This is a genomic window from Arthrobacter sp. 05T423 (assembly GCF_056396245.1).
This window is the reverse complement of the sequence record NZ_JBFTLC010000008.1, coordinates 79829-94982: the sequence shown is the minus strand read 5'-3', so window position 1 is coordinate 94982 and position 15154 is coordinate 79829. Positions and strand designations below refer to the sequence as shown.

The 15154-nt window shown below is 66.1% G+C and carries 15 protein-coding genes and 1 tRNA gene; 11 read left to right on the top strand and 5 right to left on the bottom strand.

Annotation, left to right across the window (positions count from 1 at the left end; genetic code table 11):
- Positions 1-7: 7 nt before the first annotated feature.
- On the bottom strand, positions 8-841 hold the full coding sequence (locus tag AC1DFE_RS08935; protein WP_476905534.1) for an undecaprenyl-diphosphate phosphatase: 834 nt from the start codon (positions 839-841) through the stop codon (positions 8-10).
- A gap of 50 nt (positions 842-891) precedes the next feature.
- On the opposite strand from AC1DFE_RS08935, the gene AC1DFE_RS08930 reads away from it, so the two are divergent.
- On the top strand, positions 892-1830 hold the full coding sequence (locus AC1DFE_RS08930; protein WP_476905533.1) for an aldo/keto reductase: 939 nt from the start codon (positions 892-894) through the stop codon (positions 1828-1830).
- A gap of 27 nt (positions 1831-1857) precedes the next feature.
- Here AC1DFE_RS08930 and AC1DFE_RS08925 read toward each other — a convergent pair whose 3' ends face one another.
- The gene (locus AC1DFE_RS08925; protein WP_476905532.1) at positions 1858-2136 is read right to left on the bottom strand and encodes a hypothetical protein; all 279 of its coding nucleotides are present in this window, start codon (positions 2134-2136) and stop codon (positions 1858-1860) included.
- A gap of 39 nt (positions 2137-2175) precedes the next feature.
- On the opposite strand from AC1DFE_RS08925, the gene AC1DFE_RS08920 reads away from it, so the two are divergent.
- Positions 2176-2409, top strand: a complete 234-nt coding sequence (locus AC1DFE_RS08920) for a DUF5703 family protein (protein WP_102973612.1) — start codon at positions 2176-2178, stop codon at positions 2407-2409.
- Positions 2410-2470: 61 nt separating this feature from the next.
- Here the strand turns inward: AC1DFE_RS08920 and AC1DFE_RS08915 are convergent, their stop codons facing one another.
- Both AC1DFE_RS08915 and AC1DFE_RS08910 read right to left on the bottom strand, forming a co-directional pair.
- Entirely contained in the window at positions 2471-3631 is a 1161-nt protein-coding gene (locus tag AC1DFE_RS08915) for an acyl-CoA dehydrogenase family protein (protein WP_476905584.1), read from the bottom strand.
- 41 nt (positions 3632-3672) lie between these two features.
- Entirely contained in the window at positions 3673-4977 is a 1305-nt protein-coding gene (locus AC1DFE_RS08910; protein ID WP_476905531.1) for a M20/M25/M40 family metallo-hydrolase, read from the bottom strand.
- 194 nt (positions 4978-5171) lie between these two features.
- On the opposite strand from AC1DFE_RS08910, the gene AC1DFE_RS08905 reads away from it, so the two are divergent.
- From AC1DFE_RS08905 to AC1DFE_RS08890, 4 genes are all read left to right on the top strand, one after another.
- Positions 5172-5254, top strand: a tRNA-Leu gene (locus AC1DFE_RS08905).
- A gap of 247 nt (positions 5255-5501) precedes the next feature.
- The gene (locus AC1DFE_RS08900) at positions 5502-5882 is read left to right on the top strand and encodes a DUF3311 domain-containing protein (RefSeq protein WP_476905530.1); all 381 of its coding nucleotides are present in this window, start codon (positions 5502-5504) and stop codon (positions 5880-5882) included.
- Entirely contained in the window at positions 5879-7555 is a 1677-nt protein-coding gene (gene mctP, locus AC1DFE_RS08895; RefSeq protein WP_476905529.1) for a monocarboxylate uptake permease MctP, read from the top strand. The genes AC1DFE_RS08900 and mctP overlap by 4 nt, the downstream gene beginning before the upstream one ends.
- A 15-nt stretch (positions 7556-7570) precedes the next feature.
- The gene (locus tag AC1DFE_RS08890; RefSeq protein WP_476905528.1) at positions 7571-8704 is read left to right on the top strand and encodes an aminotransferase class V-fold PLP-dependent enzyme; all 1134 of its coding nucleotides are present in this window, start codon (positions 7571-7573) and stop codon (positions 8702-8704) included.
- Between the two features lie 296 nt (positions 8705-9000).
- Here AC1DFE_RS08890 and AC1DFE_RS08885 read toward each other — a convergent pair whose 3' ends face one another.
- A complete protein-coding gene (locus tag AC1DFE_RS08885; protein WP_476905527.1) occupies positions 9001-9456 on the bottom strand; it encodes an SRPBCC family protein in 456 nt (151 codons plus the stop codon).
- An 84-nt stretch (positions 9457-9540) separates the two neighbouring features.
- Here AC1DFE_RS08885 and AC1DFE_RS08880 point away from each other — a divergent pair, with 84 nt between their 5' ends.
- From AC1DFE_RS08880 to AC1DFE_RS08860, 5 genes are all read left to right on the top strand, one after another.
- On the top strand, positions 9541-10095 hold the full coding sequence (locus AC1DFE_RS08880; RefSeq protein WP_476905526.1) for a hypothetical protein: 555 nt from the start codon (positions 9541-9543) through the stop codon (positions 10093-10095).
- Between the two features lie 107 nt (positions 10096-10202).
- Complete coding sequence (locus AC1DFE_RS08875) at positions 10203-11090, top strand: LysR family transcriptional regulator (RefSeq protein WP_476905525.1); 888 nt, start codon at positions 10203-10205, stop codon at positions 11088-11090.
- 184 nt (positions 11091-11274) lie between these two features.
- Entirely contained in the window at positions 11275-12372 is a 1098-nt protein-coding gene (locus AC1DFE_RS08870; protein ID WP_476905524.1) for a tartrate dehydrogenase, read from the top strand.
- Between the two features lie 101 nt (positions 12373-12473).
- Positions 12474-13964, top strand: a complete 1491-nt coding sequence (gene dctA / locus AC1DFE_RS08865; protein ID WP_476905523.1) for a C4-dicarboxylate transporter DctA — start codon at positions 12474-12476, stop codon at positions 13962-13964.
- 1 nt (position 13965) lies between these two features.
- Entirely contained in the window at positions 13966-15120 is a 1155-nt protein-coding gene (locus AC1DFE_RS08860; RefSeq protein WP_476905522.1) for a glycerate kinase, read from the top strand.
- Positions 15121-15154 lie beyond the last annotated feature (34 nt).

The following is a 15154-nucleotide window of genomic DNA, read 5'->3' as shown; positions in this document are numbered from 1 at the left end:
CCTAGTGCTAGGCGCTGATGACATTGAAACCGAGCAGCAGGTACAGCGCCAGGCCGAGGAAGATCCGGTACCAGACAAACAGCCGGTAGCTGCGGGTTGATACGAACTTCAGGAACCAGCCGATGATGACGTAACCGATGACGAAGGCAATCGCCGTTGCCAGGGCCGTCTCCCCCAGCCCGAAGGGGCCACTGGCTCCGTCCTTTGCGACCACCTTGTACAGCTGGTAGAGGCCGCTGCCAAAGACTGCCGGGATGGCGAGCAGAAAGGAGTACCGGGCAGCGGCCTCACGTGTGTAGCCCATGAAAAGGCCCGCCGTGATGGTGCCGCCGGAGCGGGAAACGCCGGGAACCAGGGCCATGGCCTGGGCGAGGCCGTAGAGGATGCCGTGCTTGTAGGTGAGCCGGGAGAGGTCGCGGTCCTGCCTGGCGATGGCGTCGGCCACGGCCAGGATGAGGCCGAAGACGATGAGCATGGTGGCCACTATCCACAGGCTGCGCAGGACGGATTCGATCTGGTCCTGAAACAGCAGGCCCAGGACGATGATGGGCAGGCTGCCCAGAATCACCAGCCAGCCCATCCGGGCATCGGGGTCCTGGCGCGGCACCCGGCCGGTCAGCGACCCGAACCAGGCCTTCACGATCCTGACGATGTCCCGCCAGAAGTAGACGATCACCGCGGCCTCAGTTCCGAGCTGGGTGATGGCGGTGAACGCCGCGCCCGGGTCAGCCGCATTTGGCAGGAAGGAGCCCACAATCCGGAGGTGGGCGCTCGATGAAATAGGTAGGAATTCGGTCAGTCCCTGCACAAGACCCAGCAGGGCCGCTTCAATCCAGTTCACGCTAAGACCCTACGTCATGATGCGGGTGGTTTCCCCGTAAGCTAACTGCTATGCAGCAGCGTTACATTGGCAACAGCGGGCTACGCGCCTCCTCCCTCTCCTTGGGCACAATGTCGTGGTCCCGTGAAACGGACGAGCAGGACGCGTCGGAGCTGCTGCGCACCTTCGTGGACGCGGGCGGCACCCTCGTGGACACGGCGGCCTCCTACGCCGACGGCCAGGCGGAAGCCATGCTCGGGGCAATGTTGGGCGACGTCGTCTCCCGCACGGAAGTGGTCATCTCCACCAAGGCCGGCGTGTCGCCGTCGGACGGGAGGCAGCGGGTGGACGCGTCACGGAACGCGATGCTGTCCGGGCTGGACGCCAGCCTCGCGCGGCTCGGCACCGACTACGTCGACCTCTGGCTCGCCCAGGCATGGGACCCTAATGTTCCGCTCGAGGAGACATTGTCCGCCCTTGAATTGGCCGTGCGCAGCGGACGGGCCCGCTATGCGGGAATCGCCAACTACAACGGCTGGCAGACCGCCAAGGCCGCCGCGGTGGCCGGTTTTCCGCTGGTGGCCAACCAGTCTGAATATTCGCTGCTGCGCCGCAAGCCCGAGGCGGAACTGGTTCCGGCCATCGAGGACGCGGGCCTGGGACTCATGGCGTGGGCGCCGCTGGGCCGCGGTGTGCTCACCGGCAAATACCGCGGGCATGTGCCCGCCGATTCGAGGGCGGCCGGTACGCGGCTGGCCACCTATGTGGAGCCTTACCTTGAGCAGCCCTCGTCGCAGGTGGTGGAGGCTGTGGCCATGGCGGCCCGCGGCCTGGGGCGGTCCTCGCTGGATGTTGCGCTGAGCTGGCTGCTGTCCCGGCCTGGAGTGGCAACGGCCATCGTGGGTGCCCGCACGCCGGTCCAGCTTAAGGAGATCCTGGACGCCCAGCTCACGCCGCTGCCGGCGGAAATCGCGCGTGCCCTGGAGGACGTCTCCAGCGGCCTGGTCTAGCAAGCCCGGGTCCGGATGGGCCCGGATCTAAACCGAGCCAGGTCTCTCTTCGACGATTTCCAGATCCTCGTCGTCGACTTCTTCGTCCTCGTCTTCGTCTTCCTCGTCATCGAACACCTGAAGCGGCGTCACTTCGTTGTAGGCCTCATAGAGGGCGTCCTCGTAGACTTCGAAGGCATCGGCAACTGCAAAGAATGCCGCCTCCACTGAGGGGTCACCATCCCCGCGGCGGGCTGAGGCGGCAGCAAGGTGTTCTTCCAAGGCGGCGGTCAGGGACTGAAGCGCGACACGCGGATCGATGCTCATGCCTTCACGTTAGCGGGAAAAGGACGAAAATGGAGAGCAATGAAGGAACATTTTCTGACCAGCTCGGTCCTGCGGGAACGGGACTATGCCCGGCAATACGAGTACCTCGTATTGACCGTCGGTCCTGAGGATTCCCTGCCGGAAGCCCGGCGCCGGCTCGTGGAACACTCCGAGTACGGCAAGTGGGAACTCGAGCGCAGCAGGCTGTATGTGGGCGGCGGCAGGCGCTTCTGGCTTCGCCGCCGGGTCACCCAGGTGCAGCGCACCGTCTAGGCCGCTCCGGCCCGGTGGGCGCGCACCTCGATGGGTTGCGCCCGCCTGAGCGCTGCCCGCTTTATTCCTCGAGCGGACCCAGCCAGGCGTTGGCCACGGTATTGTGCGCCGACTCGTCATCCGAGGGGTGGAACATGCCGGCCAGCACGTCTCGGTACAGGCGCTCCAGTTCTGAGCCCCTGAAGTAGCTGGAGCCGCCGGAGACCCGGATGGCAAGGTCCACCACCGCCCGCGCCGTTTCGGTCGCCCGTATCTTGACGCCCACGAGCTTCGGAAACCACTGGCTGCCGTGGTCCGCCAGGCGGTCGACGTCGCCGGCCACCACTGAGAGCTGCGGGTACAGGGCGTCCATGGCCAGCGCTGCCTCGGCTACCTTCCAGCGGATGTCAGGGTCCTGGGCCAGGCTCCTGCCGCCGTTCTTGAATGATGTCCGGCGCCTGGCGGCTTCCACCGCCAGGACCAGAGCCCGCTCGCCGATGCCTGCGTAGACCCCGGCAAGCAGGGTCTCGAAGCACGCGAAGATCGCGAAGATCAGCGGATCCGCGTTGGGCCCCACCGGCAGCTTCCGGAAGATGCGGCCGGGCGGGACAACTGCGCCGTCCAGGATGGTGGTGCTGGACTGGCTGGCGCGCATGCCCAACGCGTCCCAGTCATCCAGGATCCGGTAGCCGGCCGTGTCCCGCCGGAGGAAGCCGTGCACGAGTTCCCCCTCGCCGTCCCGGGCAGCAGGGTCCTTGCCGAAGATGCCCAGGCGTGTCCAGGCCGGCGAGAGGCTCGTGAAGATCTTGGTGCCCGTGAACGAGTAACCGCCGTCCGGCAGCGGCGTGGCCTCCGTCAGCGAATCGAAAAGGACAGAGTCGTTGCCGGCCTCTGAGTTCCCGAAGGCGAAGATCTCCCCCTGCGCTGCCTCCTGCAGAACGAACTCCAGGGACGGGTCTCCGCGTTCGGCCAGCACGCGCGCTACCCCTGTCCAGACCAGATGCATGTTGATGGCCAGCGCGGTGGCGGGGGCCGCCGTCGCCAGCCTCTGCTGGCAGCGGACCGCAGCCTCCAGGCCGAGGCCCGCCCCGCCGCCGGACTCCGGGACGAAAAGCTTCAGATGCCCGGCGGCGGCGAGGTCCTCAAGGTCCTCGGTGAAAAAGCGGTTCTGCTGGTCGTACTCCGCGGCCCTCCCCCTGATCCGCTCGAGCAGCTGGTCTGGCAGCAGCTGTTCGGGGCCCATGGAAGTCTGGTCAAGGGGTGCTTGGGGGCCCATGGGGATCCTCAGTAGTTGGTGAGCAGCGTGTTCAGGACGCGTGCGCCGAACTTCAGCGATTCCGCCGGGACCCGCTCGTCAACCCCGTGGAACATGCCGGTGAAGTCGAGGTCGTCCGGCAGCTGCAGGGGCGCGAAGCCGTAGCCAGTGATACCGAGCTTGGACAGGGACTTGTTGTCCGTTCCGCCGGACAGCGTGTACGGCAGGACCTTGGCGCCGGGGTCCTCGGAGTGCAGGGCGTCGATCATCGAATCGACCAGGTTCCCGGAGAACGGCACCTCCAGGGAGACGTCGTTATGCACGTAGCTGACGTCCACGCCGCTGCCGGCCAGCTCACGGACAATCTCCAGAACCTGGTCCTGCTGGCCGGGGAGCGTCCGGCAGTCCACGAGGGCCTCGGCAGATTCCGGGATGACGTTGTGCTTGTAGCCGCCGGCCAGGAGCGTGGGGTTGGACGTGTTCTGCAGCGTGGCGCCGACAAAGCGGGCCACCGTACCGAGTTCCTTCAGCAGCCGTTCGGGGTTGTCGGGGTCGAACTCGACGCCGGTCAGTTCCGTCACGCCGTCCAGGAACTGGCGCGTGGTGGCAGTAAGTTCGATGGGCCACTGGTACTCACCGATGCGCGTCACCGCGCCGGCGAGGCGGGTGATGGCGTTGTCGGTGTTGATCTGGGACCCGTGGCCGGCGCGGCCGTGGGCCACGAGCCGCAGCCATGAGATGCCCTTTTCCGCCGTCTGCAGCAGGTAGGTGCGCTGACCGCCGATGGTGGTCGAAAAGCCGCCGACTTCCGAGATGGCCTCCGTTGCCCCCTCGAACAGCTCGGGCCGGTGCTTCACCGCGTACTGGGCGCCGTGCACGCCGCCGGCCTCCTCGTCGGCGAAGAACGCAAAGACAATGTCCCGTTTGGGCTTGCGCCCGGTGCGGGCGAAGTCGCGCAGCACGGACAGGATCATGGCGTCCATGTCCTTCATGTCCACGGCGCCGCGGCCCCAGATCAGCCCGTCCTTGAGCTCGCCGCTGAACGGGTCCACGGACCATTGCTCGCGGAGGGCGGGCACCACGTCCAGGTGGCCGTGGACCACGAGGGCGCTTGCTGACGGGTCCTCCCCCGCCATGCGGGTGACCACGCTGGCCCGGCCGGGCTCCGATTCGAAGATTTCCGCGTCCAGTCCAACTTCGCTGATCAGGCCGGCGGTGTATTCGGCCGCCGCACGTTCGCCGGGACCCGAGCCATCCCCGTAGTTGGATGAATCGATGCGGATGAGCTCCTGACAGATGGTGACAACTTCATCCTCTGGCCGAACGTGAGACATTGATCACTCCTTGTAGTGGGCGAAACGCGGATTCATGCGGGTTGCGGCGGCTTTTGGCTGCCGCAACACCCAGGATCAGCCTACCCAGTCGACTCGATTCCATCTTTCCCGAAAGTTCGTGTTAGAGTTTTTCTCGCTGCTTCGGAGAGATGCGAACCGCTGAAAGGCGGACACGGTCCTTCGGAATACCACCTGCGCGGGTGGCGGAATGGCAGACGCGCTAGCTTGAGGTGCTAGTCCTCGAAAGGGGGTGGGGGTTCAAGTCCCCCTCCGCGCACAAAGGGAAAACCCCGGGAATCCAAAGGATTCCCGGGGTTTTGTTGTTTCTGCTCATATCCGCTGAACGTACCGGCGCCTGACCAAAAGAGTCGGATCCTTTACTCACCGTGACAGCAGGATCCACTCTCTTCCCGAGCGGGCCGTACGGGCGTACAAAGGAACTGGAGGGCAACGGTTGTAACCTCCGCCTCACCGCTCCGCGCAAGGCCGGAGCGCGGGAGACGGGCTGACAAGGAGGTCGTGGGGTGTCCCATCAAGATCGTCCTGACCCGGAACATCGCCCCGTCTTAGGGGCTCCCCCGGGCACCGGACAGCCAACCCGCAACACAGCTACCCGCGGCCCGGCGCGCCGCGTGCCGTACGTCATCGCCGGGGTACTGCTTTCCTTGGCGATCATTCTCCCATTGATGCCGCAGACATACTCCTTCAATGCCCCGACCCTTGCCGGCATGCCGTTCTTCTACTGGTACCAGCTGCTTTGGGTTCCCATTTCCGCCGCACTCAGCACCGTGGCGTACTGGCTGGTCACCACGGAGGACCGGCGACGGCGGGCGGTGGCCCGCGCAGGCGGCCTAGGGACTGCCGGCCTGGCCGGCGACGCGGCGGACGGGGATGAACGGCCATGAACGGGCGCGAGATCAACTGGGTGGCCCTCATCATCGTGGTGCTGCTCTTCGTCATTGTGGCCGTCATGGGCTTCCTGGCGGCCAGGTGGCGCCGGACGGGGGCGACTGAGGGACTGCACAGCCTCGATGAGTGGGGGCTGGGCGGACGCGGCTTCGGGACGTGGATCACGTGGTTCCTGCTGGGCGGCGACCTCTATACCGCCTACACCTTCGTTGCGGTTCCCGCGGCGATGTGGGCCACGGGCGCCGTCAGCGGTTTCTTCGCGGTGCCCTACACGATCGTCCTCTACCCGATCATCTTCATCATCATGAGCCGGCTGTGGTCGGTGTCCCACCGCCACGGCTACGTCACCTCGGCGGATTTCGTGGGCGGCCGCTACGGCAGCCGGTGGCTGTCGCTCGCCGTTGCCCTCACCGGCATTGTGGCAACCATGCCGTACATCGCTCTGCAGCTGGTGGGCATCAAGGCAGTGCTTACTGTCCTTGGCCTGGGCAGTTCCGAGAACGTGCTGCTGACGGACCTGCCGCTCATTCTGGCGTTCGTCGTCCTGGCTGCGTACACCTATACCTCAGGGTTGCGGGCGCCGGCGATGATCGCCGTCGTCAAGGACCTGCTGATCTACCTTGCCGTGATCGTTGCGGTCATCTACCTGCCGATCAAGTTCGGTGGATGGGACGCGATCTTCGGAGCGGCGAAGACGAAGCTCGACACCGTGAACGACGCGACGGGCAAGCCCGCCGGGGTGTTCATCCCGTCGGCCGCCAACTACTCGGCCTACTGGACGCTGGCGCTCGGGTCGGCCATGGCGCTGTTCATGTACCCGCACTCCATCACCGGCGTGCTTGCGTCCAAGGGCCGCAACACGATCCGGCGCAACGCCGCAATCCTGCCGCTGTACTCGCTTATGCTGGGATTCCTCGCGCTGCTGGGTTTCGTGGCCATCAAGGCCGGCACCAGGCCGATCGACCTGAACGGGTCGGTCAACCCCCAGCTCGTGGTCCCGCAGCTGTTCCTGGACCACTTCCCCGCGTGGTTCGCAGGGGTGGCTCTGGCGGCCATCGCCATCGGGGCGCTGGTGCCCGCCGCGATCATGTCCATCGCCGCGGCGAACATGTTCACGCGCAATATCTACCGGGACTTCCTCCGCCCCGATGCGGACCCCAAGACGGAGGCGAAGGTGTCCAAGATCGTCTCCCTGGTGGTGAAGGTCGGTGCCCTGGTGTTTGTGATCGCCATGGACCAGTCCGCGGCCATCAACATGCAGCTGCTGGGCGGCATCTGGATTCTGCAGACTTTCCCCGCCGTCGTCGCCGGCCTGTACACCCGCTGGTTTGACCGGTGGGCGCTGCTGGCCGGGTGGGCCGTGGGCATAGCCTTCGGCACCGCCTCTGCCTATAACGTCGTCAATCCCGTCACGCACGCACACTTCGGCGGCTCAACTGCCCCCATCCCGGGGACTGATTTCTCGGCATACATCGCAGTGACCGCGTTCGCGCTCAACCTGATTGTCGCCGTCGTGCTGACGCTGGTGATGCGCGCGCTGAACGTCCCGCAGGGAGAGGACAAGACGCGGCCGTCCGACTACGGCGCTGACGAAACCGACCCGAAGGTCGCCGAGATCGAACGGACCCGGCGCTTCGTGGAACCCGGCGGACAGTCCCCGGTGGCCTAACGGAATCGCGGTGGCATGGTGGTCCACGCTATGAACGTCAGCGACATCCGCACGCTCTTCCCGGGGCTCAAAGACACCATCTACCTCAACACCGCCACCATGTGCGCCGGCTGTGCCCCAGCCAGGGAAGCATACGAACAGGCTCTGGAGCGCTGGTCCAACGGGCGGTTCGACTGGCTCGAGGCAGAACAGGCGGGTGAGGACGCCCGCGGCATGTTCGCGGAGATCATCGGAGCCGCAACGGCGGATATTGCCATCGTCCCGGCAGTGAGCACCGCTGCCGGGATCGTGGCCGCCAACCTGCCGCCCGCCAGGAGCGGGGAGAACATTGTGGTGGCCGAGAGCGAATTCGCCTCGAACTACTACCCCTGGCTCCTGCTCCGGGAACGTGGCTACGAGGTGCGTGCCGTGGCTCCCGACGGCGACGTCGTGCAGGCCGAGGCGTTCAGTGAGGCGGCCGACGGCGGCACCCGGCTCATCGCCGTCAGCGCCGTGCATCCCGCCACCGGATTCCGGGCAGATCTGCCCTCGATCAGCCGCATTGCAGCCGGCTCGGGCGCCTGGTTTTTCGTTGACGCCTGCCAGGCGGCCGGCGCCATTCCCATCGACGTGGAGCGCGACGGCGTTGATTTCCTGGCCACCGCCAGCCACAAATTCCTGCTCGGGTCCCGGGGCATGGGATACCTCTATGTCCGCCCCGGGCTGCTCGACCGCCTTCAACCCGTCCTGCCGGGCTGGAAGGCCGCCCGGATGCCGTTCGAAAGCTTTCTTGGTCCGGCCATGGACCTGTCACCGACGGCGTCCAAGCTGGACGCTTCGTTGGCGTGGTTTCCGGCGTTGGCCGACCAGGCGGCGCTCCGCATTTTCCGGCGGTATGGGGTCAGCGCGGTCCTCGAACGAAACGCCCGGCTTGCCCTCCACCTGCAGGCTGCGCTGGAAGCGGAAGGCATCAGCTTCCGGTCCTTCCCCGCCCCGCACCGCTCCACCATCATCTCCGTTCCGGTGAGCGATCCTGATGCCGTTCTGGCGCGGCTCCGCCGTGCGAACGCTGTGGTGTCCGTCCGGGCCGGCAGCATCCGGCTGGCGACCCACTTCTACAATCTCGAGGAAGAGCTGGTCCGGGCCGCGGAGCTCATTGCAGGCCATTGACGTGTCCCCTCGCGAGGACCATCATTCTGCTAGACGTTTGGGGGGCGCTACGGCAAACGCAATGGAGCCGCGCCGTGAGCACCTATCTGGCAGCCGAAACGTTCTTCCCCGGTCACCTCAGAGTGGATCTGAACCTGAACCCGCATGCTGGGCTTCGTGAAACGCCAAACCCGCCGAAACAATCATCAACATCGCCGCCCGCCTGGCCGGACCCGGAGCCTTCTGTCCGCCGTGAAGTCGGCGGGATGAGGTTAGTGGTGCATCGGCCATGATGGGCGCAATTTACCGCCTGAGCGTCACTTAGTGCGCGCGACGGCGGTCAGGTGAAGGTTACGGATATCGATGAGCCTCCGGAGGTGGCGGCCCAGGAAGAGTTTCTCCGCCACGAGTCCCAGGGGCCCGAACGGCGCCGCAAAGTCGATCCGGTCCACCATGACAGTTCCGGCCCGGTCTTCACTGAATTCGTGGACGTGGCGAAAGCGGAGGAACGGCCCCCTGACCTGTTCGTCAACGAAGTAGTGCGGCGCCTGCATCTCCGTAATCCGGCTTGTCATCCTTATCGGCAGTCCGAAGTGCCAGGCGCGCCAGGTCACCTCCTGCCCCAGAGACATGAGCCCGGACGTGATGCCTCCGATGGCTTCCTCCCGGGAGCTGGCCATCGAATCCTTGTGGGCGTCGATGCTGCGGGAGAGGTCAAACAGCTCGGTCATCCCCATGGATGTCCGTGAGGTGCGTTCGAAGGTGACGGCCATGCTCAGAGTATGCCAGCAGATCCACCGGCGCGTTGACAGCCCTCGCGTGCTTGCGCCCGCGGCCGGCTCGCATAGGCTCGACGCATGTCAGGTTTTGGGGGAACACGGCACGCACGGATTTTGCTGGTGGGCCTGCTCGCGTCCGGCAGCCTCGCCGGCTGCGAATACGCAACCGAGCGCGACACCCCGGCGGTTGCCGAGTCACCGGCCACCGTGTCACCCGCCACGGTCCGCGCGCCGCGTCCGGCTGAGGACCCCGGTCTGGCGGCCCGCATCTCCAGCAACCGCGCCGCACTGGCCCAACTCTTTGGCAGGTCACCGGCCGCGGGACTCATCCTGGCGGTCTCCGCACTTGTCGGCGGCCAGTCCATGGGCTCCTCCAGGACGGGACAGGTACCGGCGGCCGGCCGCTATACAGTGAGCTTCGCCTGCATTGGCGCCCCGGACGCGCAGCTGAGTATCCACCAGGAAAGCCAGGGTGGCTCCGAGGCCCTGGATACCTCCTTCGACTGCGGTGAGGTCACTGAGCAGGCGGTCGAGCTGACGCGCGGCCCGATCCAGGCACGGCTGGTGCGGGTCGAGTTCGGGCAATTCTCCGGCGCCGTGGCAGGTTACCGAATCACGGCCCGCGGCAGCTGATAGGCGTAGGCTATCAGTGCCTCGGCTGGCCTCCGCGCCGCAAAGCCACTGCAAAGCTGGGGCCCAAACTCGCGGCAAACAGCGGACCGGACCGGCGAAGGAGTTGCGTGGACACGCGGAAGCTGAAGTATTTCCTGGCGGTGGTCGACCACGACGGATTCAACCGCGCGGCGGAGCACTTACTCATCGCCCAGCCGTCCCTGTCCCAAACCATAGCCGGCCTGGAGAAGGACCTGGGCGTGCCGCTGTTCCACCGCATCGGCCGGCGGGCCGTCCTCAGCGAGGCTGGCAAGGAACTCGTCGGCCCGGCCCGCCTGGTGATGCGGGACCTGGACGCTGCGCAGTCCGCCGTGCAGTCACTCCGCGGCTTGCGGAGCGGCCGCCTGGACATCATCACCATGCCCTCCCCCGGCATCGAGCCGCTCACGTCGATGATCGCCGCCTTTACCGGGCTGCATCCGGAAGTCCGCCTTAACGTCGGCGCCGCCTTCACACCGGAGGAGGTCATCGAGTCGGTCCGCAGCGGCAGCACCGAGATTGGCCTGGCCGGCTCCTCCAGCCCTATCCGGGTCCCGGGCGTCAACGTCCTGGACCTCGAACGGCAGCCGCTGATCCTCATCGTCAACCCGCAGGCTGACACGTTCCCCGCCGGGAGCACCATTCACCGGGAGGACCTTGGTGGCCACCGGCTGATCGCCAGCCAGCGCGGATCGCTGATGCGCTGGCTCGTGGACGACGCACTGGCCCACGGCGTCAAAGCCGAAATCGTCGTCGAGGTAGCACACCGGACCTCCATCCTGCCCCTGGTCCTGGCCGCCGTCGGACACGCGGTCATGCCGTCCTCCTGGGCGCCGACCGCGCACAAGGCGGGACTGCGTACCGTGCAGATCGAGCCGGTGTCGCACCTGGACGTGGCCATCCTGAGCAGGAAAGACGGCCTGACCCCCGCTGCCCGCGCGTTCCTGGAAGTTGCCGCGCAACACACCGAAAACTGATCCTCGGTGGCCACCGTTGTGGACGCCCATAACGGCCGGTGGGGATCAACCGATGGAGGCTACTGATAGGCAGAACCTATCTGCCCTATCGAAACTAAGTCTTGGACGCGGACAGCCGCCCACCCGTCTACTTGAAGAGGAAGGGCAGCGTGACGCTGCAAACACACTCAACGAGGAGGTCGGCATGAGCGCCACCCAGACATTCAGCATCGCATCCATCCCCGCAGACGGCGTCGGCAAGGAAGTCGTCTCCGCAGGCCGCCGCGTCCTGGACGCCCTGGCAAAGAACTCAGACGGCAAGTTCGCCTTCCAGTGGACCGAGTTCCCCTGGGGCTGCGGCTACTACGAAAAGACCGGCCAGATGATGGACCCCAACGGCCTGGAGGCCCTGAAGGACTTCGACGCCATCTACTTCGGCGCCGTCGGCTGGGAAAACGTTCCGGACCACATCAGCCTGTGGGGCCTGCGCCTGAACATCACGCAGAACTTCGACCAGTGGGCCAACATCCGCCCGGTCAAGTTCCTCCCCGGCGTCCAGTCCCCGCTGCGGAAGGCGGACAACACCGAACTCGACTGGATCGTGGTCCGCGAGAACAGCGAAGGCGAATACGCCGGCCTGGGCGGACGCAACCTGAGCGGCCGCGGCCCCGGCAACGAGGTTGCCCTGCAGACCGCCCTGTTCACCGAAAAGGGCTGTGAGCGCATCATGCGCTTCGCCTTCGACCTCGCCCGGACCCGCACGGTGAAGAAGGTTTCCTCGGTCACCAAGTCCAACGCCCAGCAGTACGGCATGGTCCTCTGGGACGAAGTCTTCAACCGCGTGGCTCTGGACTACCCGGACGTGCAGACCGAAAGCGTCCTGGTCGATGCCATGAGCGCGAAGTTCATCCTCAAGCCCGAGGACCTGTCCGTCGTAGTGGCCTCGAACCTGAACGCCGACATCCTTTCGGATCTGGGCTCGGCTCTCGCCGGCAGCCTGGGCCTGGCCGCGAGCGCCAACCTGAACCCGGAACGCCGCTTCCCGTCCATGTTCGAACCGGTGCATGGCTCCGCGCCCGACATCGCCGGCAAGGGCATCAGCAACCCGATCGGCGCGATCGCCAGTGCCGCCCTGATGCTGGACCACTTCGGGCTGCATGAGGAGGCCCGCCGCGTGGAAGGCGCCATTGAGCAAGCCACGGGATCCGGCCACCTGACCCGCGACGTCGGGGGCGACGCCAGCACCGACGACGTCACCGAGGCGATCATCAAGGCCCTCACGCACACCCTGGCCGCCGTCTAGCCAGCCACTGAAGCGTACGACGGCGGCCGCCGGCCGCCGTCGTTGCTCAGCTCCCCACCCTTTAACCTTCTCCAGAGACATTCCACAATGAGGTAGGAATCATGGACCACATCACCACTGCCGGCAAGACAGCACCGGCTCCGAAGACCCGGGCAACAAAGACCCGCTGGTACCGCCAGCTGTATTTCTGGGTACTGACCGCCATTCTTGTCGGCATCCTCGTCGGCTGGCTCGCGCCATCCACGGGCATCGCCATGGAACCCATCGGCACCACGTTCGTCAATGCGATGAGAATGCTGATCGGCCCGATCGTGTTCCTGACCATCGTCGGCGGCATCGCCAGCGTCGCTGACCTCAAAAAGGTCGGGATGACCGGGCTGAAGGCCCTAACGTACTTCCAGATCGGCACGATCTTCGCCTTGCTCTTCGGCCTGGTCGCAATCAACATCTTCCGCCTCGGCGACGGCGTCAACGCCAATGCCAGCACGATCAAGACCTCCGATTCCGCAGCGAAGCTCATCGACGCCGGCCAGCATCAGGAATGGTGGCAGTTCCTGACCCACATCATCCCCACCAGCATCATCGGGCCCTTCGTCGAAGGGGACATCCTCCAGATCATCTTCATCGCCGTGGTCTTCGGCATCGCCCTAAACGCCATGGGCAAGGTCGGCGCGCCCGTCCTGGACGGCGTGCAGCGCCTGACGGGGGTCATGTTCAAGATCCTGGGCTTCATCATGAAGGCCGCCCCGATCGGTGCCTTCGGTGCGATGGCCTTCGCTGTCGGCAAGTACGGCGTCTCCTCCCTCACCAGCATGGGCGGGCTGATCGCCCTCTTCTACATCACCTCGATCCTGTTCGTCGTCGTGGTCCTCGGATCGGTCATGGCCTTCCTGAGGCTGAACATCTTCACGATGATCCGCCACCTCAAAGAGGAATACATGCTCATCCTGGGCACCTCCACCGCCGAACCGGCCCTGCCGGGCCTGATGCGCAAGCTCGAGCACGCAGGCGTGAAGAAGGAAACCGTCGGCCTCGTAGTGCCTACCGGCTACAGCTTCAACCTCGACGGCGCCGCCATTTACCTTTCGCTGGCCGCCGTCTACATCGCCCAGGCCACGAACACGAACCTGAGCATCGGCCAGCAGTTGGGCCTGATCACCGTCATGCTGCTGACCTCCAAGGGCGCAGCAGGCGTCGCCGGCGGTGGCTTCATCGCCCTCACCGCGACTTTGGCCACCATCGGCACGATCCCGGCCGCCGGGATCATGCTCATCTTCGGCATCGACAAGTTCATGTCCGAATGCCGGGCCCTGGTGAACTTCACCGGCAACGCCGTCGCCACACTGTTCATCGCCTGGTGGGACCGCACCCTGGACGCGGACCGTGTCCGCCGGGTGTTTGCCGGCGAAACCGTCGAGCCCCTGCCCAACGAGGACCCGATCCACCTCGACGAGGTCACCGGCATCGACGATGACCTGACCGAGTACGGCCACCACACGCCCAAGGCAACTGACCCCAAGCACGCAGGACCCGCCTACGCCGACCCGCCGACCAAGGACGACCGCCGCCACGTCTACTCGGAAACCATCTGAGATGAACAACGCAACCGCCCCGAAAATCGTGCGGACCCTCATCGCACCCGATAAATTCAAAGGCAGCCTCACCGCCGGCGAAGTAGCGGACGCCCTGGCAGCAGGGCTCCGCTCCGCACCCGGAGCAGGAACCGGGACGGTCCACTGCGAACTCCTTCCACTCGCCGACGGAGGTGACGGCAGCGTAGACGCCGCCGTCGCCTCCGGCTTCACCCGGCGCACGTACACGGTCGCCGGACCCACCGGTCAGCACGTCCAGGCCAGCATCGCGTTCGACGGCACCACCGCCGTCGTCGAGGTCGCCAACACCTGCGGCCTGGCACTCCTGCCGGGGGGAAAACTGGAACCGCTGAACTCCTCCAGCCGCGGCTTCGGGGAAGCGGTCCTGCTCGCCCTCAGCCTCAAGCCCGCCCGGATCGTGCTGGCATTGGGCGGAAGCGCAAGCACCGACGGCGGCATGGGAATGCTCACCGCCCTGGGCTACCGGTTCCTCGACGCCCAGGGACGGCAACTGGACGGCAACGGCAGGACCCTCGACCAGATCCACTCCATCCAGCGGACCGACTTCCCGGAACTCGCCGGCACCGAACTCATCATGGCCAGCGACGTACACAATCCGCTGCTTGGACCGCAAGGGGCTCCTGCGGTCTTCGGACCGCAAAAAGGCGCCGGACCCAGGGAGATCGAGGTCCTCGATGACGGCCTCAAGCACCTCGTGGAGAAGCTGTCGGAGGCAGGCGTCCCCGGCGCCACCGCCCTCGCGGGGCACGCAGGGGCCGGAAGCGCCGGAGGGCTCGGCTACGCCTGCCTGCTGCTGGGGGCAACGCAGGTGTCGGGCGCCGACTACTTCCTGGACCTGCTGGACTTCGATGCCCGCAAGGACAGCTGCGACGTCGTCATTACCGGCGAGGGAAGCATCGACGAACAGACGCTGGCCGGCAAACTGCCTGCCGCCGTCGCCCGGCGCTCAGGTGGCCGCCCCATCATCGCGGTGGCCGGCAGGTCGCTTCTTCCCAGGGAGCGCTGGGCCGAGATGGCGCTGAGCCGGGTCTACACGCTGGTGGAGTACACGGATCGGGACTCTGCCAAGGACCCCGGCCTCTCCGCGGCCTTGCTGCATCGGATCGGCCAGGACATCGCAGCAGGTCTCCGGTAGCAATAGCCCGCGCAGGGGTCGCCAACAGCTGGCC